This is a genomic window from Methanothrix sp. (assembly GCF_016706325.1).
Classification (GTDB): Archaea; Halobacteriota; Methanosarcinia; order Methanotrichales; family Methanotrichaceae; genus Methanothrix.
Genome location: NZ_JADJJX010000002.1, coordinates 399,574 through 421,791, shown reverse-complemented (window position 1 = coordinate 421,791; position 22,218 = coordinate 399,574). Strand labels below are relative to the sequence as shown.

At 52.9% G+C, this 22,218-nt stretch carries 15 protein-coding genes and 1 CRISPR repeat array; of the genes, 11 read left to right on the top strand and 4 right to left on the bottom strand.

The annotated features are described in order from the left end of the window. Nucleotides 1-18: 18 nt before the first annotated feature. Both IPI63_RS11670 and IPI63_RS11665 read right to left on the bottom strand, forming a co-directional pair. On the bottom strand, nucleotides 19-864 hold the full coding sequence (locus IPI63_RS11670) for a class I SAM-dependent methyltransferase (protein ID WP_214065002.1): 846 nt from the start codon (nucleotides 862-864) through the stop codon (nucleotides 19-21). Between the two features lie 116 nt (nucleotides 865-980). Beyond that, the gene (locus IPI63_RS11665; protein ID WP_292478580.1) at nucleotides 981-2,057 is read right to left on the bottom strand and encodes an ABC transporter substrate-binding protein; all 1,077 of its coding nucleotides are present in this window, start codon (nucleotides 2,055-2,057) and stop codon (nucleotides 981-983) included. Between the two features lie 410 nt (nucleotides 2,058-2,467). On the opposite strand from IPI63_RS11665, the gene IPI63_RS11660 reads away from it, so the two are divergent. From IPI63_RS11660 to IPI63_RS11650, 3 genes are all read left to right on the top strand, one after another. Then, the gene (locus IPI63_RS11660) at nucleotides 2,468-2,620 is read left to right on the top strand and encodes a hypothetical protein (protein WP_292478579.1); all 153 of its coding nucleotides are present in this window, start codon (nucleotides 2,468-2,470) and stop codon (nucleotides 2,618-2,620) included. Nucleotides 2,621-3,090: 470 nt separating this feature from the next. Next, a CRISPR array of direct repeats spans nucleotides 3,091-3,869; the repeat unit is 36 nt; unit sequence ATTTCCATGGCTGAAAAGTCGTGGCCCAATTGAAAC. A gap of 632 nt (nucleotides 3,870-4,501) precedes the next feature. After that, complete coding sequence (locus IPI63_RS11655) at nucleotides 4,502-4,657, top strand: hypothetical protein (RefSeq protein WP_214083709.1); 156 nt, start codon at nucleotides 4,502-4,504, stop codon at nucleotides 4,655-4,657. Nucleotides 4,658-7,623: 2,966 nt separating this feature from the next. Beyond that, a complete protein-coding gene (locus tag IPI63_RS11650; RefSeq protein ID WP_214066000.1) occupies nucleotides 7,624-8,511 on the top strand; it encodes a sulfide/dihydroorotate dehydrogenase-like FAD/NAD-binding protein in 888 nt (295 codons plus the stop codon). A gap of 41 nt (nucleotides 8,512-8,552) precedes the next feature. Here IPI63_RS11650 and IPI63_RS11645 read toward each other — a convergent pair whose 3' ends face one another. After that, complete coding sequence (locus tag IPI63_RS11645; RefSeq protein WP_292478578.1) at nucleotides 8,553-8,798, bottom strand: hypothetical protein; 246 nt, start codon at nucleotides 8,796-8,798, stop codon at nucleotides 8,553-8,555. Nucleotides 8,799-9,164: 366 nt separating this feature from the next. On the opposite strand from IPI63_RS11645, the gene IPI63_RS11640 reads away from it, so the two are divergent. The 5 genes from IPI63_RS11640 to IPI63_RS11620 all read left to right on the top strand — a co-directional run bounded on the left by IPI63_RS11640 (nucleotide 9,165) and on the right by IPI63_RS11620 (nucleotide 14,899). Then, nucleotides 9,165-10,202 (top strand): FmdE family protein, encoded by a 1,038-nt coding sequence (locus tag IPI63_RS11640; protein ID WP_292478577.1) that lies wholly within the window; start codon nucleotides 9,165-9,167, stop codon nucleotides 10,200-10,202. A gap of 206 nt (nucleotides 10,203-10,408) precedes the next feature. Further along, nucleotides 10,409-11,491, top strand: a complete 1,083-nt coding sequence (locus IPI63_RS11635) for an iron ABC transporter permease (RefSeq protein ID WP_292478575.1) — start codon at nucleotides 10,409-10,411, stop codon at nucleotides 11,489-11,491. 5 nt (nucleotides 11,492-11,496) lie between these two features. Beyond that, nucleotides 11,497-12,444 carry an ABC transporter ATP-binding protein gene (locus tag IPI63_RS11630; RefSeq protein ID WP_292478573.1) on the top strand — a complete coding sequence of 316 codons (948 nt, stop codon included), beginning with the start codon at nucleotides 11,497-11,499 and terminating at the stop codon, nucleotides 12,442-12,444. 64 nt (nucleotides 12,445-12,508) lie between these two features. Then, entirely contained in the window at nucleotides 12,509-13,696 is a 1,188-nt protein-coding gene (locus IPI63_RS11625; protein WP_292478572.1) for an ABC transporter substrate-binding protein, read from the top strand. Further along, entirely contained in the window at nucleotides 13,697-14,899 is a 1,203-nt protein-coding gene (locus IPI63_RS11620; protein WP_292478570.1) for an iron ABC transporter substrate-binding protein, read from the top strand. Nucleotides 14,900-15,192: 293 nt separating this feature from the next. Here the strand turns inward: IPI63_RS11620 and IPI63_RS11615 are convergent, their stop codons facing one another. Beyond that, complete coding sequence (locus IPI63_RS11615; RefSeq protein ID WP_292478568.1) at nucleotides 15,193-16,587, bottom strand: cyclic 2,3-diphosphoglycerate synthase; 1,395 nt, start codon at nucleotides 16,585-16,587, stop codon at nucleotides 15,193-15,195. Between the two features lie 494 nt (nucleotides 16,588-17,081). Between IPI63_RS11615 and IPI63_RS11610 the strand changes: the two genes are divergently transcribed. From IPI63_RS11610 to IPI63_RS11600, 3 genes are all read left to right on the top strand, one after another. Continuing rightward, a complete protein-coding gene (locus IPI63_RS11610) occupies nucleotides 17,082-19,493 on the top strand; it encodes an ATP-binding protein (RefSeq protein WP_292478567.1) in 2,412 nt (803 codons plus the stop codon). Between the two features lie 456 nt (nucleotides 19,494-19,949). Further along, nucleotides 19,950-20,369 (top strand): nitrilase-related carbon-nitrogen hydrolase, encoded by a 420-nt coding sequence (locus IPI63_RS11605; protein ID WP_292478565.1) that lies wholly within the window; start codon nucleotides 19,950-19,952, stop codon nucleotides 20,367-20,369. Then, nucleotides 20,284-21,939, top strand: coding sequence for an agmatine deiminase family protein (locus IPI63_RS11600; RefSeq protein WP_292478564.1), 1,656 nt, complete (start codon nucleotides 20,284-20,286; stop codon nucleotides 21,937-21,939). The genes IPI63_RS11605 and IPI63_RS11600 overlap by 86 nt, the downstream gene beginning before the upstream one ends. Nucleotides 21,940-22,218: the final 279 nt, after the last annotated feature.

Sequence of the window (22,218 nt, the reverse complement as noted above, 5' to 3'; positions counted from 1 at the left end):
AAAAATCATACAATCACATTAAGTGGAGACAGGCTCCCCTTTCTGCCAGGAGATCATAGCCTGGCGGTGACGGCGGTGCATGCCCAGTCCTTTTTCGCTCTGGGTCAGCTTCCCGGATAGGAACTCTCGCAGCTCGGCCTCTCTCTCTGCCGGTATCTCGTACATCTCCCGCAGATCCGCAACCGCCTCATCCAGGCTTGAGTAGTACTCGGAGGATTGCCAGTCCAAGATCTTGATGTCGGCGTAGATTCCCATATCAGCAAGAAGGTTGTATATCACCAGATAGTCGGCAGGACCGCTATGGCGGCGCCGGACATTCTTTCCCCGGCTCAGAAAATCGGCCAGCCCATCATCTCTTCTCCGATCGGCGAATGTGAAGATATAGACTGCTCTTCTGGCCAGGGAGTCCATCTTGGCCAGGGACTCCTTTAGATTTAACACCCCAAGGGAGTTGGAGGATAAGACCACATCATGTGGCTCGATCTCTTCCTCAGCCAGATCCTCCCAGCTCTTATGGATGCAGCGAATGTTCTCTATGCCCTCTTTGGCCATGTTCTCCTCCAGGCACTGCAGCATTCCTATGGATTGATCCAGAGCGGTCACGCTTTTGGCCAATCGAGCCATGGGGATCGCCAGCCTTCCTGTGCCGGCGCCCACATCCAGAACAGTCTCATGGGGGAGGAGGCCGAGGGTGGCCACCTGGCTTGCCGCCCTCTCTGTGTTCTTCATCACCCTCTTGTTGAACCCCCGGGCCCGGCTATCCCAGTGGGATACCAGATCCTGGCCGTCCCGGCCATGATGGTGGTGAAATCCGCCTGCATGGGTGGCCCTCCACAGCTCATCCCAGTCTATGATTCCCGGCATGATAGCACCTATTACACCTATTGCACCTATTACACCTGTTGCATCTATTGCATCTGTTGCATCTATTGCGTCTATTGCGCCTAATGCACCTACTGCACCTAATGCACCTACTGCACCTATTTCAGGCTGTCCAGGTACTCTCTGGGCCAGACCATATAGTCGGCATACTCAGTGAATACCCCGTCCACTCCCAAGAAGGCCTTGAATATCTCATTGCCCTCCTTCTCCAGGTCCAGGTCCTTGAACTCCTCCGGGTACATGATCTTGGCCATGTACATCATATTGAGGAGGTTTCTGTCTGGAGGCTGTCCGCGGCAGTGGGGATAGAAGCAATTGTAGACGTTGCCCTCCTTTATGGCGTTGATGGAGGCCAGATCGGGGCTGTTCTTGATGAACTCAAGCCCTGTATTGTTCCCGGCTGCGCTGTTGGATATGAATATGTAATCGGGATTCCAGGCTATGATCTGCTCCAGGGGAACATTCACTGTGTTGCCCTCGATCTCAGAGGCGACGTTCCTGCCGCCGGCCATGACCAGGGGATCGTAATTGGGTTCGGTTCTGGTGAAGTCCCTTCCCTCTTTGGGATCATAGAATCCCGTTCCAGCGCCTCTGGAGGCGAAGTAGACCTTTGGATTCTTCTCGGGATCGACATTCTTTGTCACCGATTCGATCATCTCTACCTTGTTCAGGGCGAAAGAGATCAGCTCTTCTGCCTCCTCCTCGGCATCCAGGGCCTCGGCGGCCACACGGATGCTATCGTAATAGCCATCCTCGCCGAAGTTCCATCCCGATCCGCCCAGGACCACTACTGGGCAGCCGATCTTGTCCTCAAAGGCCTCAGCATCCTTCAGATTTCCACAGAAGATCAGATCAGGCTTCAGCTTGGCGATCTCCTCGAAATAGATATCGTATCTGGTGCTGATCTCGGGAAGGTCGGGCATTCGCCCATCGATGATCGTCTCATAGCAGTTCAGGCATCCTTCAGCGACGTTGCCGAATGTCATGGGGCAGAGGCAGGATTTTGTGGCCTGCTCCCCGGCGATCAGCTTGTCCCCGTATCCCAGGGCGATTACGACTCTCGCCTCGTCCGGAGCTCTGGTGATTATCCTCTGCGGGGCTTCATCCAGGGTGATCTCCCGGCCCTGGGTATCGGTGAAGGTCTTGGGGTACGATGCCAGGGCAGCTGAGCTCATGAAAAATAAAGAGCATATCAGCATTGCCAATATTGGCTTCCAAAGGTTTCTTTTCTTCATCCATCTTCCTCCAATTCTTTACAATCAGATTGCCGGAGCACAACAGTCATCCGAAATCTGCAATATTACCTGGTTGATGTTAAATTATAGCTTGTACTTAAGACTTTTCGTTATTAATACATTATCATGATAGATAAAGTTTGAAATCTTATAGTGAAATTAGTTGAGCGCAGAGATCGACAGGCATCTCTGTTCTCCTGTGGACTGACCTGGAGCCACAATCTCCATTCAGCCTGTCTTTGCCTCTCCGGGGCGAGAGCGGCATGGGTCTGATTATGGGGCAGGCTTTCTGATCCCGGGCGGATATTCGAATGGCCGGGCCAGGAAGACAAGAGAATGCTTAGGGCGATTTGAGCAGAGGTCTCTTCCGGGAGGGCTGCCCTGGCCGGGTCTGCCCCCCGCTTTCAACTGGAAGCTGGAAAAGCACCCATGACCAGGGGGAGGGAAAGAGGATTGAGAGCGAAGATGGCTATGGATTCGGAATCAAAAATCGAGCTTTCTGAGGCAGCAAGAGCCTCAATCGAGCTTGGCCAGGGCGCCCATTTTCGGCCTTGGCCCCTTCGCCTGGGGACCGCCCCGATGATGCTTATCATAGCCGGCATCAGGCCGTTTAGGAATATATCACACCACAGCCAGATCTCTCTTGGCCCGCCCAGAGAGGCTCTCGCGCATCTGCGCCTGCGAGGAGAGCTGGGCTCAGATCCACTGGATGCCTGCATTCTCTCTTTTGCGAGGTCTCCCGCGCCTCCTGGAGCCGGGTTGTACATCACTTAAGCGAAAGATAATAATAATAGCAAAAGGTCTTTCGAGAGGTTAGGTGGTTCCGGGAGGACCGGGATGCGCTCGAAGCGTCCCCCAATAGCGATTACTCCTGTGATGACTGACGCACTTTGTAAACAACTCTACGTTAGTTGGCGTACCTCTCGAAAATGGCCAATTTTTCGATATCAGTAGAAGGCGAAAAATGGCCGCCATTTCCATGGCTGAAAAGTCGTGGCCCAATTGAAACTTATCGTCGTTTGACTGAAATCCAGTTTGTTTTTATATTTCCATGGCTGAAAAGTCGTGGCCCAATTGAAACTTATTGTTGACGTGGATTTGTCCACGCCGTTGACGAATTTCCATGGCTGAAAAGTCGTGGCCCAATTGAAACTATTACCAGTTCAAGCGAGTACATGATATGTACTACTAATTTCCATGGCTGAAAAGTCGTGGCCCAATTGAAACCTCTCTGAAGAGCACAAAGACGTATCCCAGGCTCTTAAGAATTTCCATGGCTGAAAAGTCGTGGCCCCATTGAAACATGAGCTATATTTCGGAAATCTGAGATGATATAATAATATTTCCATGGCTGAAAAGTCGTGGCCCAATTGAAACGATCACTGGGTTAGTTGGGTTGGCGGCCATCCTCTTTCATTTCCATGGCTGAAAAGTCGTGGCCCAATTGAAACTGGAGAGACTTTTTTCTATCAGCCCCAAAAGAGGCATCATTTCCATGGCTGAAAAGTCGTGGCCCAATTGAAACAAGTCACCGATCTCAGGATGGGTGCTTACCAAATCCCAATTTCCATGGCTGAAAAGTCGTGGCCCAATTGAAACCCTGGTTAAATCCATAGATGCTCTCATCATTTCGCCTGAGATTTCCATGGCTGAAAAGTCGTGGCCCAATTGAAACACGAGCGCTCCGACGATCATCGTTCTCATCTTTATCCTCCTGTATCCATGGCTGAAAAGTCGTGGCCCAGTCCACCTTAAGAATTTAACACTAATTATAAAATGCGTTTGCATTATATCTTCTCATCAATTTTCACATTGCTCGTTCATTTCACATACAACTAATGTTTGTATTGTTTCATTTCGAACCGATCAACGGCCAGCTTCAATTGTATCCAAGCCTCCCCGGCGTTGAGGGGGCCCAGGGCATTAGCGCGGGAGGCCCGAAAGGGCCGACTCGCAGCGCCCAGAAAAAACAGTCTGTATGGTCTCGAATCAGCCTTGATAACAGCCCGGATCTCTTAAATATTATTCCAGCCTTCAGCCAGGCCCGCCCGGAGAATTTTTGCATTAATATATCGCAATCCAAAACCATCAACATCCTCATTCCGATCTGTCTGGCTATATGGGGCCCCTTCATCAGCATCCTGGAGGGGCGACTCGCGGCGCCCAGAAAAAACAGTCTGTATGGTTTCGAATCAGCCTCGATGCTTCAGCCAGTCCCGTCCGGAAAATTCTCACATTAATATATCGCATCCCGAAACCATCGACATCCTCATTTCGATCTGTCTGGCTTCGTGGGCCCCCCTAACAAGCATCCCGGAGAGCCGAATCACAGCGCCCAGAAAAAACAGCCTTCATAGCTTTGAATCAGCCTCGATAGAGGCCGGGTGGAATTGATCGCTGTCCTTACTGGCCTCATCAAGCATGACCAGGACAGGATCATGATCATTGATCTGGGACCGGCGGATGGCGGAGCGGATGATAGAATTGAGTTCATCGGGGTTAGAGCGGAGGATTCCTCGCCCAAAGCAGTCATAGTCTGAGGCCATAAAACATATAATCATCATCTATCACTGCGATATCCGGCTGATTGAGCTAAATCGTACCTGCAATCAGTCCGGTCTGCAGCTACATTGATCGTGGCACAATTAATATATAGCCCCAGGGAGAAATAATAGAATGCAGGTATCTGGAGAGCAGGCACCCTATTTGTGCAGGGCCATTCGACCAGACGGATGGGTAAAATTATAACCGTTTTTCTAACGAATTTCGCACATCGAGGTGGTGTCCAAAACCCCGGGAGATGCGCGAAAGGCCAGCACATATCGATAATGGTCTTGAACAGAGACCTACTTTCTAAAAGTATTCATAAAAGTTGACGGTATGTGCGAAAATCGGCTTTTTTCCGATAGCAGCAAAGGCCGAAAAATGGCGGCTGTATCCATGGCTGAAAGGACGTGGCCCAATTGAAACTTCTTTTATCTTCACCTCAAAAGAACTATTATTTCTGTATCCATGTCTGAAAGGACGTGGCCCAATTGAAACTTTACCTTTCGGATCTTTGACACTTTCCATTTCCCGACGTATCCATGGCTGAAAAGTCGTGGCCCAATTGAAACCGGAGTGTTGCCTGCAGCCATAGCTAGCTGCATATAGTATCCATGTCTGAAAGGACGTGGCCCAATTGAAACATAGAACATGAGTCGTCCCATAATAGAGGGACGTTATTTTATCCATGTCTGAAAGGACGTGCCCAATTGAAACCGATTGCAGTAGAGGTTGCATCGAGTCCATGAACTTAATTTCCATGGCTGAAAAGTCGTGGCCCGGTCCACCTTATGAATTTAATACCAATTGTAAAATGTGATGACATCATATCTTATCATCAATTTTCACATTGCTCGTTCATTTCACATATAATTAATGTTTGTATTGTTTCATTTCGAACCGATCAACGGCCAGTTCCGATTGTATCCAAGCCTCCCCGGCGTTGAGGGGGCCCAGGGCATTAGCGCGGGAGGCCCGAAGGGCCGACTCGCGGCGCCCAGAAAAAACAGTCTGTATGGTTTCGAATCAACTTCGATTACAGCCTGGATCTCCTAAATATTATTCCAGCCTTCAGCCGGGCCCGCCTGGAGAATTCTTGCATTAATATATCGCAACCTAAAACCATCGACTTCCTCAGTCCGATCTGTCTGGCTTCGTGGGGCCCCTTCATCAGCATCCCGGAGGGCCGACTCGCGGCACCCAGAAAAAAAAACAGTCTGTATGGTTTCTAATCAGCCTAGATGACAGCCTGGATCTCCAGAACATTATTCCAACCTTCAACCGGGCCCGTCCGGAGAATTTTTGCATTAATATATAACAACCCTGAAACCATCAATATGCGATATTTTCTGAGGTTTTACAAGTTATAATACTTAAGTTCCAGCTCCAGGCAACTTATTTCCAGCAAATGTGCCATTGTTTTCCCTGTGGTGATATCGGGATGATCGGCCCTCACCGGTGAGACATAGGCTGCACTGTTTGAGTTGATAAGACATGATCAGGATAGGATTATGATTACTGACCTTGGGCCGGAGGATGGTACAGTTATGGGCAGAGCCGGATCTATCGGAGTCACTCCACAAGAATCAGAACGAGGAGCGATTGTCGTCTGATCGTCAGAAAAAGCAACCGTAACAGATTTAAACATTGAGAAATAAGAACAGAACTGCTTAATTTGGGAGCAGGCCCCCTGCCCAGCAGGGCCATCCGGGCCAGACGGATGGATTTCTGGGACGGAGAACGTCCCTGTTTCACGCACCTGGGTGGTGTCTGAAACCCTGGGAGGTGCGTGAAACGTCCGTGCATATCGAAAAAGCCTCTTTGACAAGGTCAACTCCATTAAGATATAGGTGTAAGTCAAGGAGGTTCGTGAAAATCGGCTTTTTTTCGATAGCAGTAAAGGCCGAAATATGGTGGCTGTATCCATGGCTGAAAAGTCGTGGCCCAATTGAAACTTTACTTCTTGGATCATCCATACCACCGTCTCTTTTGTATCCATGGCTGAAAAGTCGTGGCCCAATTGAAACGATACCATGGCGCATTGAGTACCCTGCGTACAGTTGCCGTATCCATGGCTGAAAAGTCGTGGCCCAATTGAAACCGTAAGTTGGATTCTGACTTACCCGTTCTCCGGCTGAATTTCCATGGCTGAAAAGTCGTGGCCCAGTCCACCTTATGAATTTAATACTAATTGTAAAATGTGATGGCATTATATCTTATCATCAATTTTCACATTGTTCGTTCATTTCACATACAATTAATGTTTGTATTGTTTCATTTCGAACCGGTCAACGGCCAGTTCCGATTGTATCCAAGCCTCCCCGGCGTTGAGGGGGCCCAGGGCATTAGCGCGGGAGGCCCGAAGGGCCGACTCGCGGCACCCAGAAAAAAACAGTCTGTATGGTCTCGAATCAACCTCGATAACAGCCAGGATCTCTTAAATATTATTCCAACCTTCAGCCGGGCCCACCCGCCGGGCTGGGGCAGGGCAACGAGGACACGAGGTCTATCATCAAGAGGTATCTTATCGACCTCCTCTTTGATCTTATTTATGCAATCATGCAGATCTCTCATCATACTGATCGCCCGAGGCCGCACTTAAGGATGCAACAAAGGATATCAGTACGCAGAATATGCTTCTCCAATGGCTTCTTACGGGATCACAATTAACTATATCGTGTCGATTTGTATGAATTTCTGTCTTTGACGGATAATCAGGGTTCTCTGTCGTCCAGCCAGGGAATAAAGGCTCGCCACGGCATAGAAGAGGATCTTCCTCTGCTCTCTGATCCCTTTAGGGTGAGGCGATCGCACAGCATGATCCTCGCACCGCTTCCTTTTCTCTTCAATCCAGGCCAATTGTTATATCCAATGACGGGATACACTACTTTTAAATCATCGAATCGGTTTCATCTCTTCTGTAGTAATCGTAATAGCAGAAAGATGGATCACAGGTGGCAGGATGAACAGGATAGTTAGGCGAGAGGAGATGGCAGGGGGCAGGATGGTCCTCAATGAGATTGAGGCCCCGAAGATCGCCCGGGTGGCCCAGCCCGGTCAGTTTGTGATGCTCAGGGCAAATGAGTCTGGGGAGAGGGTACCGATGACCATCTCGGATATAAATCCCGGCAAAGGGACAATAACCATCATATTCTCGGTAGCGGGCTGGTCCACTGCCCTTTTCAAGACCCTTCAGGTAGGAGACTCCTATGAGAATGTGGTCGGGCCCCTTGGCCGGCCCACTGAGGTGGAAGCGGCGGGCACAGCGATATGCGTTGGCGGGGGGACGGGGGTTGCCGTTCTCTATCCCATTGCCAAGAAGCTCAAAAACGAGGGGAGCAGGGTGATAAGCATCATCGGCGCACGAAATGAGGAGCTGATCATCCTGCGAGAGGAGATGGAGGCGGTCTCAGATGAGCTGCTGGTCTGCACAGATACAGGAACCACCGAACGCAATGCCCTGGTCACCGACCTATTGGCTGAGGTGCTGGAGAGGGAGACTCCGGACGTGGTGGTGGCGATCGGCCCGGTCCCCATGATGAAGAGGGTAAGCGAGATCACAAAACCCCTCGGGATCAAGACCACAGTCAGCCTGAATCCCATCATGATCGATGGCACGGGAATGTGTGGAAGCTGCCGGGTGGAGGTTGACGGCCAGATGAGGCTGGCCTGTGTGGAGGGGCCGGAGTTCGATGGCCACAAGGTGAACTTCGATCTGCTCATGGAGAGGCTGCATTCTTACCGGGATGAGGAGATGCAGGCTCTGGAGGTCCACGGGATCACTGAGATCCATCAGTGCAAGATGGAAGAGGAGGCAAGAAAAAAGGAGAGAGAGATGGTGCTGGAATAGGGCTGAGGATGAGAACGGCCGGAATCGGCGGCCAAAAGCCCTCAGCCATCCTCCAGCCGGAACTCCCGCGGCCAGAGCCCATCCCCCTCTGGACGGTCCCGGGGGATTGTGGCCTCATCCAGGCGAGACAGGATCATCTCATCCACCTCCGTCATCTTTATTCTGAAGACCTCAGCCAGGATCTCCTTTGCCGCCTGCAGCTCCAAAGCCATCTGATCTGCCCGGCGGTCGACGGGATATCTCTGGGGGCGAGCCAGCTTCCCCATGACAGCAGTCAGTCCTTCCATGCAGATCAACTACTACGTATAAGGATAAGTACCTTTGCTGAAAAACAATATCAATAAACCATTTTTACATAATAAAAAGTACAACTAAGATACAATTGACTATATGATGAAATCGCCGCCTTCAGCACTCATAGCAGGTGATTTCTGCAAGGGGCCCTTCCCTGCACTCTGGGGCAGGCCTGGGCGGTCATCTCTCAGCCGCCTTTGCGGTTTACATTGGCCTGAATTCGATATACAATATCTATATAAAGACATGTTTTGTATGAATAATCTGCATAAAAGTTATAAACCTGCAGTGATATAAGGATCTCTGTACCTGCAACTCTTCGCTGATTGCAGGCTATCAGAACAAGATGAGGAGATAAATTGAGAATAAACAGATTTGCAGTAACTGTTCTGCTCCTGATGTTCCTGGTGCCAGGATTGGCCCTGGGAGATGGGGTGGATATGTACCAGCTAGGAGCTGATGCAACGAACTACGCCATGACAGAACTGGGATTCGAGAAGGGAGATGCCAACGTCCTGGCCGTCACCAATGCCGGATACCCGGTGATCAATGGCCAGACAACAGATTTGTGCCTTGATGCTGTGATGGAGATCTCCGGCTGCACTCCTGGAAAGGAGAACCTGGCCAACATCCTGAGTGCTCCCTGGAAGCCCCTCTGGTTCGGCTTCTTCAATAAAAACACCGGAGAAGCTGTCTACATGAAGGTGAAGGCTGACGCCTCCGGCTTCGAGATCCAGGATAAGGATAAGATCGATACCGAGACCATCCTCGCCAATGTAGATAGCTGGGATCCGGGCAACTTCAGCCACATGCTGCCCATCGCCAATATCTGGGCTCATGATAAAACCTCATACACCTTCATGAAGTCCGTCCAGCTCCATGACCACCTCTGCCCTGGAGTCTCCAGTGGCCTCCTGCTTGCGAAATATATGGAAAGGGAGCTCCCAATAGAGAATCCTGCCAGCCAGAGCTACTCAGTGATCGCTTGTCCCAACTGGTGCAAAGATGACTACTTCCAGATAGCTTGGGACTGCACTCCTGGAAAGAGCGGCCTCTTCGTCAAGTCCCTCACTGCAGACGAGACAAGCGCTTTGACCGAGAAAAATAACGGCACCAGAGTCGCAGGGATATTCATCCGCTGGGATGCATCATCCAAGTCCGGTGACGGCCTGGTCCTCGGGTTCAACTTCAGCAAGGCAGAGAGCATGAGCAATGCAGACATCTGGCCGAGCTGGGCCTACAGGCTGAAGGAGGACGTCGTCCTGATGGATGCCATCGACTCTCCAGAGGATTTCGTCTCCACCATCAAGGAGTTCAGCCTCTCGAATAACAACGAGCTTGTCGCCCTCCAGAGCGCTGGAGTCCATCCCCTGAAGGTCCTTGGAGTCTTAACCTGAGGGTTGTTGAGCCGACCATTTTTTCTTTTTTTTATGAAACTGCTCAATTCATGGCGGTTTTGGCATTCAGCAGCAGCCTTATATATATGAAATAAGCATCTTTTGCTACTATAATTGGCATGATTCACATCAATTGTTAATCATTATAAGAAGTGTGCTGTGGCTGTGATCATGACCGGATTTGAAAAAGGGGATGGTGTGCAATATTGGCAGATACAATCAGGAAAATAGGCTTGCTGGAGCGGCTGGGCTTCGATATCTCATCTGGTTACTCGGAAGGCCGCAAGATCCTGATACTCTCAGCTCTTTTGATACTTCTTCTCATCACAGTCGGGGTGGCGATAACCTTTGGAGCCTATAACATCTCCATCGCCGATGTCTATCGAATCGTACTGGTCCATATATCTCCCTTTGCAGATGTGACCGGCGTCACCAAGCTTCATAACACCATCGTTTGGGAACTCAGAATTCCCCGAGTCCTCCTGGCAGTGATCGTAGGCACAGCCCTGGCCACGGCAGGCGCAGTCTTCCAGGGCTGCTTCAGAAATCCGCTGGTCGAGCCCTATATCCTGGGCATCTCCTCTGGGGCTGCTTTTGGCGCCGCTATGGGCATAGTCTATTCCAGCTTTTTCCTGTCCATCCAGCTCTCTGCATTTATCTTTGGTTCTCTGGCCGTGGCCATGGCATACTTCCTGGCCCGCGTCAGGAAAGAGACGCCCATAGTGACTCTGATCCTGGCTGGCGTGATCATCGGCTCAATATTCTCTGCAATGGTCTCCATCCTAAAGTATATCGCCACAGATGCTGCCCTGCGGGAGATCGTCTTCTGGTTGATGGGTGGCTTTTATTATGCCACATGGGGCGACGTCCGCCTTCTCGCTCCGATCATGATTCCCTGTTTCCTGATCATGTGGGCCCTGGGCTGGAAGCTGAACATCCTCTCCATGGGCGATGACGAGGCCAGAGCCCTTGGAGTCAACCCAGAGAAGTACAAGTTCATCCTCATCACCCTGGCCACGCTTGTAACCTCCCTGGCAGTGTCCACAGTGGGAATTATCGCCTGGGTGGGCCTGATGATGCCCCATGCCACGCGAATGATGCTGGGACCTGATCATCGATATGTCATCCCTGCATCGGCCATTCTTGGGGGATCTTATCTTCTGGTCTGTGATACCATGGCGCGAACGCTCACCAGCTCTGAGATCCCAGTAGGAATCATCACCTCCATCCTCGGAGCACCATACCTGTTCTATCTTCTCAGGACCAGAGGCAAGGCGATGCTGGGATGACGCCAATGCTCGATGTCAAAGACCTTCACTTCAGCTATGGAGACACCCCGGTATTGAGGGGGGTGTCCTTTGAGGTGAACGAGGGTGAGCTATGTGGCTTATTTGGCCCCAATGGCTGCGGAAAGACAACCCTATTCAAGTGCTGCCTGAACTTTCTGAAGTCCAATCGCGGGTCTATCCGTATGGACGGAAAGGATATCAAGAAATTGAAGGTCGAGGACATGGCCAAGATAGTGGCCTATGTTCCCCAGGAGCATAAGCCTCCATTCCCCTATCTGGCCCGGGAGGTGGTCTTGATGGGCAGAACCCCCCGGCTGAATGGATTCTTTGGTATCAGCAGGGATGATAAGATGAAGGCTGCTGAGGCCCTGGATCTTCTGGGGCTGACAGAGCTTGCCGATCATCCCTACAATCAGCTATCAGGAGGCCAGCGCCAGATGATACTGATGGCCAGGGCAATCGCCCAGGAGACGCCGCTCATGTTCCTGGATGAGCCGACATCAGCTCTGGACTTCAGCAACCAGATCAGAATCTGGAGGATAATGAGGATGGTCGCAGAGAGGGGAGTCACCATCCTGGCCTGCAGCCACGACCCCAATCACGTGAGCTGGTTTTGCGACAAGGTGGTGGTGATGAAGGACAACCGCATCATCAAGGAAGGATCCTCAAGAAATGTCATCACCGAGGAGACGATGGATGAGATCTATCAGGATGTCCGCTCTGTGAGGAGCTTTGGGGGGATAAGAGTGGTGCTGCCGAGGGATGTGGCGCTCCGGGAGGAGATGAGAGGCTTTGGAAAGAGAGCTGTGGGGATGATTGGGGCCTCTGATGAGGGTTGGGATCGGTTGCAGCGGGGCGGGAAAAAGGAGAGTGTTATCCTCTCTCAGACCCTGAGCCATCGATTGGGGGAGTGTGGGGTTGATAAGAGGCAGATCCGCTCTGGAGAGGCCTGAAGGCGCGGGATCTGAGGGAAAAGGAACAGTCGAGGCGGATCAAGAGACAAAGAAGGTGGGATGAATGAGACTGCTGAAGAAATGGCCGGTCTTTTTGGCTTGTGCATTCCTTTTAATGAGCACTTGCCTGGCAGCGGAGGGGACGAGGACAGTTGTGGATGGCCGTGGCGTGGATGTGACCGTTCCGGCAGAGATAGATCGGGTGGTGACCATCAGCGACGGCCTGATAGAAGGGACGATGCTGGTCTTGGGAGAGGAGGATAAGATCGTGGGCATAGGCTCCACCTGTCTTCCCAGGATCTGGAACTACACATATGAGAGCGTGAAAGGCGAGCCCATCGTCTATAAGGATGGGGAAAATCCAGTCAGCTTCCTGTATCCCCGTTTAAGAGAGCTTCCAATTGTCGCCAAAGGCGATGCCGCACCAAACTTCGAGGCCATCGCCGAGCTGGAGCCGGATGTGGTTATCCTTAGAGCAGGCGACTGCTCCTTAAGGTACAATGATGAGGCCGCCCAGAAGACCATATCCAGCTTCGAGTCTTTAGGAATACCCCTGGTGGTGCTCTATGCTCACAACTTCAATGAGGAGCAGCATAAGGACATCTCCACCATATCCGATGAGATCAGAATCATAGGCAGCCTATTTGGCAAGGAGGGCGAGGCAGATGAGCTGGCGGAATATCTGGTGAGCCAGGTGGATCTGGTGAGAGAGAGGACTGCGGATGTTCCAGAAGAGCAGAAGCCTGGAGTTCTCATCCTGGGGCTGTCTCCCTCTGCCCGGAAGGAGGGCGGTGCAGGACAGGTCTTCGGCCTGGATACCATAGAGTCCTACTTCATTGAGGATCTGGTTCACGCTGAGAATGCCTTCCGGGATCCGGGCTACTTCAAGACCCTTAATGCCGAGCAGCTTTTGGCCCTGGATCCCGATGCCATAGTTCTCTGCACAGCATCCGGATATCATCCGCCGCGAGAGCTCTATGAGGCCCCTTACTACCAGAACCTGCAAGAGCTGAGGGCGGTGCAGGACAGGAATGTTACTGCTCTTCCCTGGTCTCCATGCAACTGCGCCAAGCGGCTGGAGTATCCAATCGATGTTATGGTCATCGCCAAGGCTGCATACCCGGACCGATTCCAGGACATAGACCTGACCCAGTGGCTGCTGGACTTCTACCAGAAGGTCTATGGAGTGGACCGGGAGACAGCTGAAAAGCTGCGATCAGCCCAGTGGATGGACTGGACAACGGAGGAATGAATGATGATAAAGAACCGAAAGACGCAATTGCTTCTGCTTCTTCTGATGATAATGGGCCTCTCGCTGGCACTGCCCATCTCAGCAGAGGAGCACAAGACCGTAACCGATATGCTCGGACGGAATGTTGAAGTTCCATTGAGCATCGAACGGGTGATCGCCATAGATGATGGTTTTGTCGAGGGCATCATGTACCGTCTGGGCATCCAGGACAGGATTGTAGCTCTGGGCGCTCCCTGCTGCCGGACCGACTTCAATTACTCCTTCGAGACGGTGGACGGCCGCAGCTACGAATTCAAGAATGGCATGAATCCTGTCAAATACCTCATACCCGAACTGGTCGAACTCCCGGTCCTGGTCGAGGGCGCAACTGCCGTCAACTATGAGACACTCGCCTCCCTGGAACCGGATGTGGTCTTCCTCCGGGAGGGGTCATGGGCATTTTCTGCGGGATCTGATGAGAAGATCGAGAAGACCATCGCATCGATTGAATCACTCGGAATACCGCTGGTAGTGCTGGTCGGCCCGCCATTTCAGGAGCAGCCAACAGTGGATCGCATCGGAGATGAGATCAGGCTGGTGGGCGAGGTATTTTCTCGAGAGGAGGATGCCGGTGATATCGCCTCTTACCTGGAATCGCAAATCGATGAGATACGCAAGCGTACCAAGGATATTCCAGAGGATGAGAAGGTTCGTATGATGCAGCTGGGGCTCTCGCCAAGGGCAAGGGAGGGAGGGGGTGCCGGCATGGCCTGGGGCCTGGATACCATAGAGTCGTACTTCATTGAGAATATTGCAAATGCCAAGAATGCATACGATGGGACGGGCGCCTTCGTTGTGGTCTCCACAGAACAAATTCTGAATATGGATCCTGATGTCATAGTCCTCCCGACCGCCCAGGGCTACCACCCGGCGAGCGAGCTGTATACTGCTCCCTACTACCAGAATCTACAGGAGCTTTCAGCAGTGAAAAACGGGCGCGTCTATGCTCTGCCCTGGACTCCCTACAACTGGGCAAAGCGCCTGGAGTATCCGATCGAGGCCATGATCATCGCCAAGGCCGCCTATCCAGAACGATTTGCAGACATAAACGTAGCTGAATGGTCTTTGGACTTCTATCAGCAGGTCTACGGCGTTGACGAGGCGACCGCCAGAGAGCTCCGCTCGGTTCAATGGCTCGACTGGATGGAGGAGGAGGGCTTCTGAAGGGAGTATCTGAAGAGAACTTCTGAAGAGAAACTCTGAAAGGAGATTCTGACGAGGGTATCTGAAGAGCTTCCGAAGAGAATATCTGAAAAGATAGTCTGAAGAAAGCTTCTGAATAAGATTCCAAAGAGAGCATCTGAAGAGAGGCTCTTATCCAGGGAAGGGCGAACGTGCGTGGATGCGAGTCTCCATCCACTTAATGGCCCTTCTCTAGATTGTGCGGGTAATTGTGCTGCAAGGTGAGATCGCCTGGGCCTGCTGGGCTCCCATAAAGAATGTGGTGAAGGTCTCTGTCAAGGGCAAGATCCCTCGATCCTGCCAGCCTCAACCCCCTTTTCTGCAGACCTCTGCATTGATTGGGATATGAACTCCTCAATCCTCTCCCTCAAATACGGCCGGCCCATGTCCACCAGATCGTAGAGAACATAGGTGGAGGGCTTATTGATCTCGATGAGGCGGCCCAGGTCGATCGGAGATCCGATGATTACGGAATCGCAATCGGCGTTGTTTATGGTCTCCTCCAGCTCCCTGATCTGCTGGGGGTAGTAGCCCATAGCAGGAAGAACCCTCCCAATATGTCTGTGCTGGATGAAGATATCCTTTAGCGATCCCGTGGCATAAGGGCGGGGATCGATTATCTCTGCGGCATTGTACCTCCTCGCCGCCACCATTCCCGCGCCATAGGCCACTCCCCCATGGGTTATGGTGGGACCGTCCTCTACTATCAGTACCCTCTTGCCCGATATCATCCCTGGATCCACTGCCCTGACCTCTGATCCAGCCACCACCACCTCTGCCCCCGGGTTCAGCCTGGATGCATTGGCCTGGATGGCTATGATATCCTCCTCAGCCGCTGAGTTGGCCTTATTGATCAGGATGAGATCTGCCGCCAGAAAGTTCGTCTCCCCGGGATAATAGGATATCTCATGCCCCGGCCGGAGGGCATCGGCGACAGTGATCCAGAGATTTGGCTGGAAGAATGGGGTGTCGTTGTTTCCCCCATCCCATAAAATGACATCCGCCTCGCTCTGGGCCTGGTCTAAGATCCTCTGATAGTCCACTCCCGCATAGACTACTGTCCCTCTGTCTATATGCCTCTCGTACTCCTCCCTCTCCTCAAGGGTCAGATCAGCAGCATCCAGATCCGCCCGGGAGGAGAATCTCTGCACCGCCTGCCGGGCCAAATCCCCATAGGGCATGGGATGCCTTACCACAACTGCTCTCAGCCCGGCCTGGCGGATGATCTCGGCAATGTATCTTACCACCTGGCTCTTTCCCGCACCGGTTCTGACTGCGCAGACTGCTATCACTGGCTTTGTAGATCGGAGCATGGTATTTTTCAGTCCCAGGAATCCAAAGTCCGCCCCCCTGGCCAGCACCCTTTCCGCCAGGTGCATCACCTCCTGGTGGCTCAGATCGCTATAGGAGAGGATGCATCTATCCACCCGGCATTTGATGATTATCTCATCGAGGGCATCCTCCGGCCAGATGGGAAGGCCGGCCGGATAGAGGCTGCCGGAGAGCTCTGGAGGATAAAGGCGGCAGGCGATATGGGGGATCTGAGCTGCAGTGAATCCTACCACCTCAAACTGGAGCTGGCTGCGAAAGAATACATTGAAGTTATGGAAGTCTCTGCCTGCAGCGCCCAGGATGAGAATGCGCTCTCTCTTCTCGTTTCCGAAATCCATCAACATCCTCCATCGATATCTGGCCATCTTGCAAGGCCGGCAATGCACTCATAGGCTATTAAATGCTATTAAATAGTAGCCTCCTCTGATAATAATATAGGTTTTGTTTTGAATTATCATGGACCATTCCTGGATGGTGGACGCTCGGGATCAATCGCCGGGAGGCACTCAAATATCATAATCCGGGGTGGGGTTAACCTATCGCCAAAAGGCTTTTGATCTTAACAAAAAAAAGGAGCTCGGCTGAATTGAGCGATCTTTGATGAGAGCAGGCGGACGGCGCCTGAAGAGGCCTGCTCTGGCATGCGCAAAGATGGTGACATAAAAAATAAAAGAAAGAAGAGAGAGGGAGATGTAAGAAGAGAGAGGGAGATGTAAGAAGAGAGAGGGAGATGTAAGAGAAGAGAGAGGGAGATGTAAGAGAAGAGAAAGAGGGAGATGTAAGAGAAGAGAAGGGAGATGCAAGAGAAGAGAGAGAGGGAGATAAGAGAGACATGACCAGAAGAGCAATGGGAAGTGGTCGCCGGGGTGAGATGTATCTGGGGAGGGGCATCGACCCGGCCAGCGGCAGAAGCACTGATAGCGAGGTCATCTATGATGCCCGCAATCTGACCTCACATGGCATCATCGTAGGAATGACGGGCTCGGGCAAGACAGGCCTTGGAATCGTCATGCTGGAGGAAGCCCTGGCCTCGGGCATCCCCTGTCTGATACTGGATCCAAAAGGCGACATGGGCAACCTGCTCTTGAACTTCCCCTCCCTCTCTCCCTCCGACTTCCTCCCCTGGATCGACCCGGCTGAGGCCCGGAGGCGGGGAATCGAGCTGGAGCAACTGGCAATGGAGACCGCTGCCGGCTGGAGATCCGGGCTGGAGGAGTGGGGGATAGGCCCCAAGCGAATGCAGGAGCTTGCCGAATCCTCGCATTATGTCATATACACACCGGGCTCTGTATCAGGGATTCCGGTCAATGTGGTGGGATCGCTTATTGCCCCGAGGCTGGACTGGTCTGTATCCTCCCAGGCGGAGATAGGGAGGGATGAGATCGAGGGGCTGGTCTCCTCTCTGCTGGTGCTGGCCAGGATCGATGCCGACCCCATCTCCAGCCCGGAGCACATCCTGCTGGCAAATATCATTGAGAAGGCCTGGAGCGAGGGGAGGGACATGGACCTGGCCTCCCTCATCGCCCAGGTAAGGCATCCGCCCATGAGAAAGCTGGGGGTCTTCGAGATGGAGAGCTTCTATCCTCAAAAGGAGAGAGACCGCCTGGCCATGAGGCTCAACGGCCTGATCGCCTCACCCTCTTTTGCCGCCTGGCTGCAGGGTCCGGCCCTTGATATCGAGAGGATGCTGTTCAATCCCCAGGGCCTGCCCCAGGCCTCGATAATATACCTGGCCCACCTCTCCGATGCCGAGAGGGGGTTCGTGGTAACCCTGATCCTCTCCAAGCTGATAACCTGGATGCGAAGACAGCCCGGCAGCCCCGATCTCCGGGCGCTGCTCTACATGGATGAGGTATTTGGCTTCGCTCCCCCTACAGCCGAGCCGCCCTCAAAAAAGCAGATCCTGACTATTCTCAAGCAGGGGCGGGCTTATGGAGTGGGCATGCTTCTGTCCACCCAGAATCCTGTCGACCTGGACTACAAAGCGATGTCCAACGCCGGAACATGGATGATAGGCCGGCTGCAGACGGAGAGGGATAAGGCCAGAATCCTGGAGGGGATGAAGTCCGTCTCCGGCCAGACGGATATCAGGCTCTTCGACCGGCTGATCTCAAACCTGGGAAAGCGGGAGTTCGTGCTTCAATCAGCCAGGCTCAAAGAGCCAGTGGTATTCACCAGCCGCTGGTCGATCTCTTATCTGGCCGGACCTTTGGATAGAACCCAGATCGAGAGATTGGCCCGCAGCTTGGAGAAAGGAGGAGAGAGGACCTCCGCTGAGGCCTGGGCAATGAATCCCGCTCTCCAGGAGGAGACTGCCGGGGATGAGAGCCAGGTGGCACCGCGGGTGGATCCGGCCACTGCAGTCTACTATCTGAATTCATCTGCACCCTGGGCATCACAGGTCGGGTCTGTGCCCGGCGGGAGGAGGCTGGAAGCAGGCCTTGTCGCCCGCGTCCATCTCACATTTGATGACAGCAAAGCAGCAGTCAATCATACAGAGGAGTGGGAGGCGGTCTTCTTTCCTCTGAGCAAACGCTTCGATCCGGGAAAGGCGATTAACGTCGATTATGACAATCGAGATCTCTCCAGTCTGCCACCTGAAAAGGCCGTTTACATCCTGCCCCGGGCAGATCTGGAGAGGCCCTCCTACTTCAAAGAGGTCAAGGCCTCTCTGCGAGAGCACCTCCTGAGGAATCGCAGAATGAGTATCCTCCGCAACCCTGCTCTGGGACTGTACTCCAGGGTGGGCGAGCCCCGGCCTGACTTCGAGAGACGGTGTGCTGCGGCGGCAGAGGATAAGGCAGACAGAGAGATGGCAAAGCTGAAAGATAAGTATGCAGCCTCCTTCAGCCGGATGAAGTCCCAGCTCAGCAATGCCGATAGAAGGGTTCGAGAGCTTTCTGCAGACGCCCGCCAGAGGCAGCAGGAGGAGATCTTTGGCGGTGCAGGCGATCTGCTCTCAGGACTTCTGGGCGGCCGGCGCCGCTCCATAAACCTGGGCCGGGCAGCTTCCCGGCGCTCAATGACAGTCCGCACTCAGGAGCGGCTGCGCTCTGCAGAGGAGAAGAAGAAGGAGAGGGAGATAGAGCTGGAAGAGCTCGAGAACAGGCTGGCAGAGGATATCTCTTCCATCTCTGATCGGTGGAAAGGCATGGCAGGTCAGATCGAAGAGATCGAGATTCCCCTGGAAAAGACAGACATAGATGTGGAAGAGGTGGGCGTCCTGTGGATTCCTGTGGGATAAACGAATTCTGAGCTGCTATGAGAGAGCGAGAGCGAGAGGAAGAGAGGGCAGTTGATATTGCCGCCAATGCCGCCTCTCGGGGGGGCTTTAGGATCCTGAATGCTCGATGCCATTGACCTATCCATAATAGCTTTGGCCCTGGTCCTTCTCCTCATCGCCATAAGACAGCTGGGGGAGTTCAAGCTCCAGATCTGGCAGATAGGTGATAGGTGAGAAGATGATAAGGTGAGAAGATGGTAAGGTGAGAAGATGGTAAGGTGAGAAAAAGATAAGGTAAGAAGAAGAGCAAGTGGGAAGGTGAGAAGAGCATTGAAGGCACTGAGGAGGCCTCATCACACCACATCGCCCATATCCTGATATTCTTTGACATACTTTGATATACTTTGATGTACATCTTCTCCCAGAAAATTCTGCAATATATCCGACAGATCAAGACCATTTGAGGAGAGGAGAGGAATGGCAGCAGAGAGTAAGAACGAGAGGGTCACCATAGGACTGATTCAGAGCACCATCTCCGAGGACAGAGAGCTGAACCTGAGAAAGGCCATCGAGATGGCGAGAGAGGCAGCGAAGAAGGGTGCAAAGATCGTCTGCCTGCCTGAGCTCTACCGAACCCGTTATTTTCCCCAGTGGGATGAAATGGATGCCTCAGGTCTGGCAGAGAGCATTCCAGGCCAGTCCACAGAGGCCTTCTCCGCCCTCGCCCGGGAGCTTGGGATAGTGATCATCATCCCGATCTATGAAAAGACGGAGGACGACTACTATAACTCTGCTGCTGTAATCGATTCCGATGGCAGCCTTCTGGAGACCTACCACAAGACCCACATCCCCTACGACCCCCTTTTACGAGCAGAGCTACTTCTCGCCAGGGGATGAGATCAGGGTCTATGAGACCCGCCATGCCCGGTTTGCCGTTCTCATCTGCTATGATCAATGGTTCCCGGAGCCCGCACGGGTGGCCGCCCTGGGCGGTGCCCAGATCATCTTCTATCCCACAGCCATCGGCCATATCACAGACCAGGGGGAGCCGCCAGAAGGAGACTGGCATGATGCCTGGGAGACTGTACAGCGGGGGCATGCCATCTCCAACAGCATATGCGTCGCTGCTGTAAACCGGGTGGGCAGAGAGGAGAGCCTGTGCTTTTGGGGAGGCTCCTTTGTGGCCGACTCATTCGGCAATATCCTGGCAAAGGCAAGCAGTGAGAGGGAGGAGATTCTTCTGGCAGATCTTGATCTCTCCAAGAACCAGTCCGTCCGGGAGGGCTGGGGCTTTTTCCGAAACCGCCGGCCTGATATCTACTGGCCCATCATCGAGATGGTGAGGGAAGCTGCGCCTGAGAAAGGAGAGGGGACCGGCCTGAAGAGAAAGCCAGCAAAAGGTGAGGAGCTCTGCCTGGTGGACACGCCCCAGCAACTTGGATTTCATATGCCGGCAGAATGGGAGGAGCATGAAGCGATCTGGCTCTCCTGGCCCTACGACCAGGATACCTTTCTTCAGATAGAGAGGGTGGAGGAGGCATACCTCGCCATCATCAAGGCCATACATAAGAGCGAGATCGTCAATCTTCTGGTCAGGGATGATATGATGCTCAGCGCCGTTGTCGAGCGGCTGAGAGAGTGGAATGTGGACCTGCGCCGGATCAGATTCCATGAGATGGATTATGCCGATGTCTGGTTCAGGGATTATGGACCCACATTCGTGGTGGCTCGTGGGGACGGCCCGGCAGGGGACAGGATCGCCATGGTCGCCTGGACATTCAATGCCTGGGGGGAGAAGTATCCTGGATTGATGAGGGACACCAAAATCCCCTGTCTGATCAATGACGACCTCAAGATGGAGTGCTTCGTTCCGGGAATCGTCCTGGAGGGAGGATCCATCGATGTGAACGGCCTGGGCACACTCCTTACCACTGAGCAGTGCCTGCTCAACCGCAACAGAAACCCAGGCCTTGGCAAAGAGGAGATAGAGAGATATCTGCAGGAGTACCTGGGAGTGAGAAAGATCATCTGGCTGAAGGAGGGGATAGCAGGGGATGATACAGACGGACATGTGGATGACATCGCCAGGTTCGTCGATCCGACCACAGTGCTCTGTGCCTATGAGGAGGATTCTGATGATGACAACTATCTGCCCCTCAAGGAGAACTACGAGCAGCTCTCCAGAGAGACCGACCAGGATGGTAATCCCCTGAAGGTCATCAAGCTGCCCATGCCCAGTCCAGTGGAGAACGATGGCGGCCGGCTGCCTGCCAGCTATGCCAACTTCTATATCGGAAACGATGCCGTCCTGGTTCCACAGTTTCGGGATGAGAACGACCAGAAGGCATTGAAGATCATTCAGGGGCTCTTCCCGGACCGTAGGGTGGTGGGAATCGACTGCCGCGAGTTGGTGGAAGGGCTGGGTACCATTCACTGCATCAGCCAGCAGCAGCCAAGGGTTAAGTGAGAGGCAGGAATTGTGGATGGGAGGGGACAGGAGAGGGTTTTATTTCGCGAATTTCCATCCACAATAGCTTGCTTCTGCTCGGAAATATGCCTGTATAGGCGGGGAGAGCCAGGATAAGGGGTCCGCAAACAACTGGTGGGGAGATGGCACAGGACAGGGCAATCCCATAAATCCGTGCTGAGAGGGACCAAAGGTTGCAGGGGGGCATTGAGTTTGCTTTCTGGAGAGCTGAGCCAGCAACCAGAGGAGAGTCAACAAACAGAGGAGAGTCAGCAACTG

Excerpts from the sequence above, each read along its gene's own strand:
- IPI63_RS11670 (WP_214065002.1), bottom strand. The coding sequence starts at position 864 with ATGCCGGGAATCATAGACTGGGATGAGCTGTGGAGGGCCACCCATGCA.
- IPI63_RS11665 (WP_292478580.1), bottom strand. The coding sequence starts at position 2,057 with ATGAGCTCAGCTGCCCTGGCATCGTACCCCAAGACCTTCACCGATACC.
- IPI63_RS11650 (WP_214066000.1), top strand. The coding sequence starts at position 7,624 with ATGAACAGGATAGTTAGGCGAGAGGAGATGGCAGGGGGCAGGATGGTC.
- IPI63_RS11645 (WP_292478578.1), bottom strand. The coding sequence starts at position 8,798 with ATGGAAGGACTGACTGCTGTCATGGGGAAGCTGGCTCGCCCCCAGAGA.
- IPI63_RS11630 (WP_292478573.1), top strand. The coding sequence starts at position 11,497 with ATGCTCGATGTCAAAGACCTTCACTTCAGCTATGGAGACACCCCGGTA.
- IPI63_RS11625 (WP_292478572.1), top strand. The coding sequence starts at position 12,509 with ATGAGACTGCTGAAGAAATGGCCGGTCTTTTTGGCTTGTGCATTCCTT.
- IPI63_RS11620 (WP_292478570.1), top strand. The coding sequence starts at position 13,697 with ATGATGATAAAGAACCGAAAGACGCAATTGCTTCTGCTTCTTCTGATG.
- IPI63_RS11615 (WP_292478568.1), bottom strand. The coding sequence starts at position 16,587 with ATGGATTTCGGAAACGAGAAGAGAGAGCGCATTCTCATCCTGGGCGCT.
- IPI63_RS11610 (WP_292478567.1), top strand. The coding sequence starts at position 17,082 with ATGACCAGAAGAGCAATGGGAAGTGGTCGCCGGGGTGAGATGTATCTG.
- IPI63_RS11605 (WP_292478565.1), top strand. The coding sequence starts at position 19,950 with ATGGCAGCAGAGAGTAAGAACGAGAGGGTCACCATAGGACTGATTCAG.
- IPI63_RS11600 (WP_292478564.1), top strand. The coding sequence starts at position 20,284 with ATGGCAGCCTTCTGGAGACCTACCACAAGACCCACATCCCCTACGACC.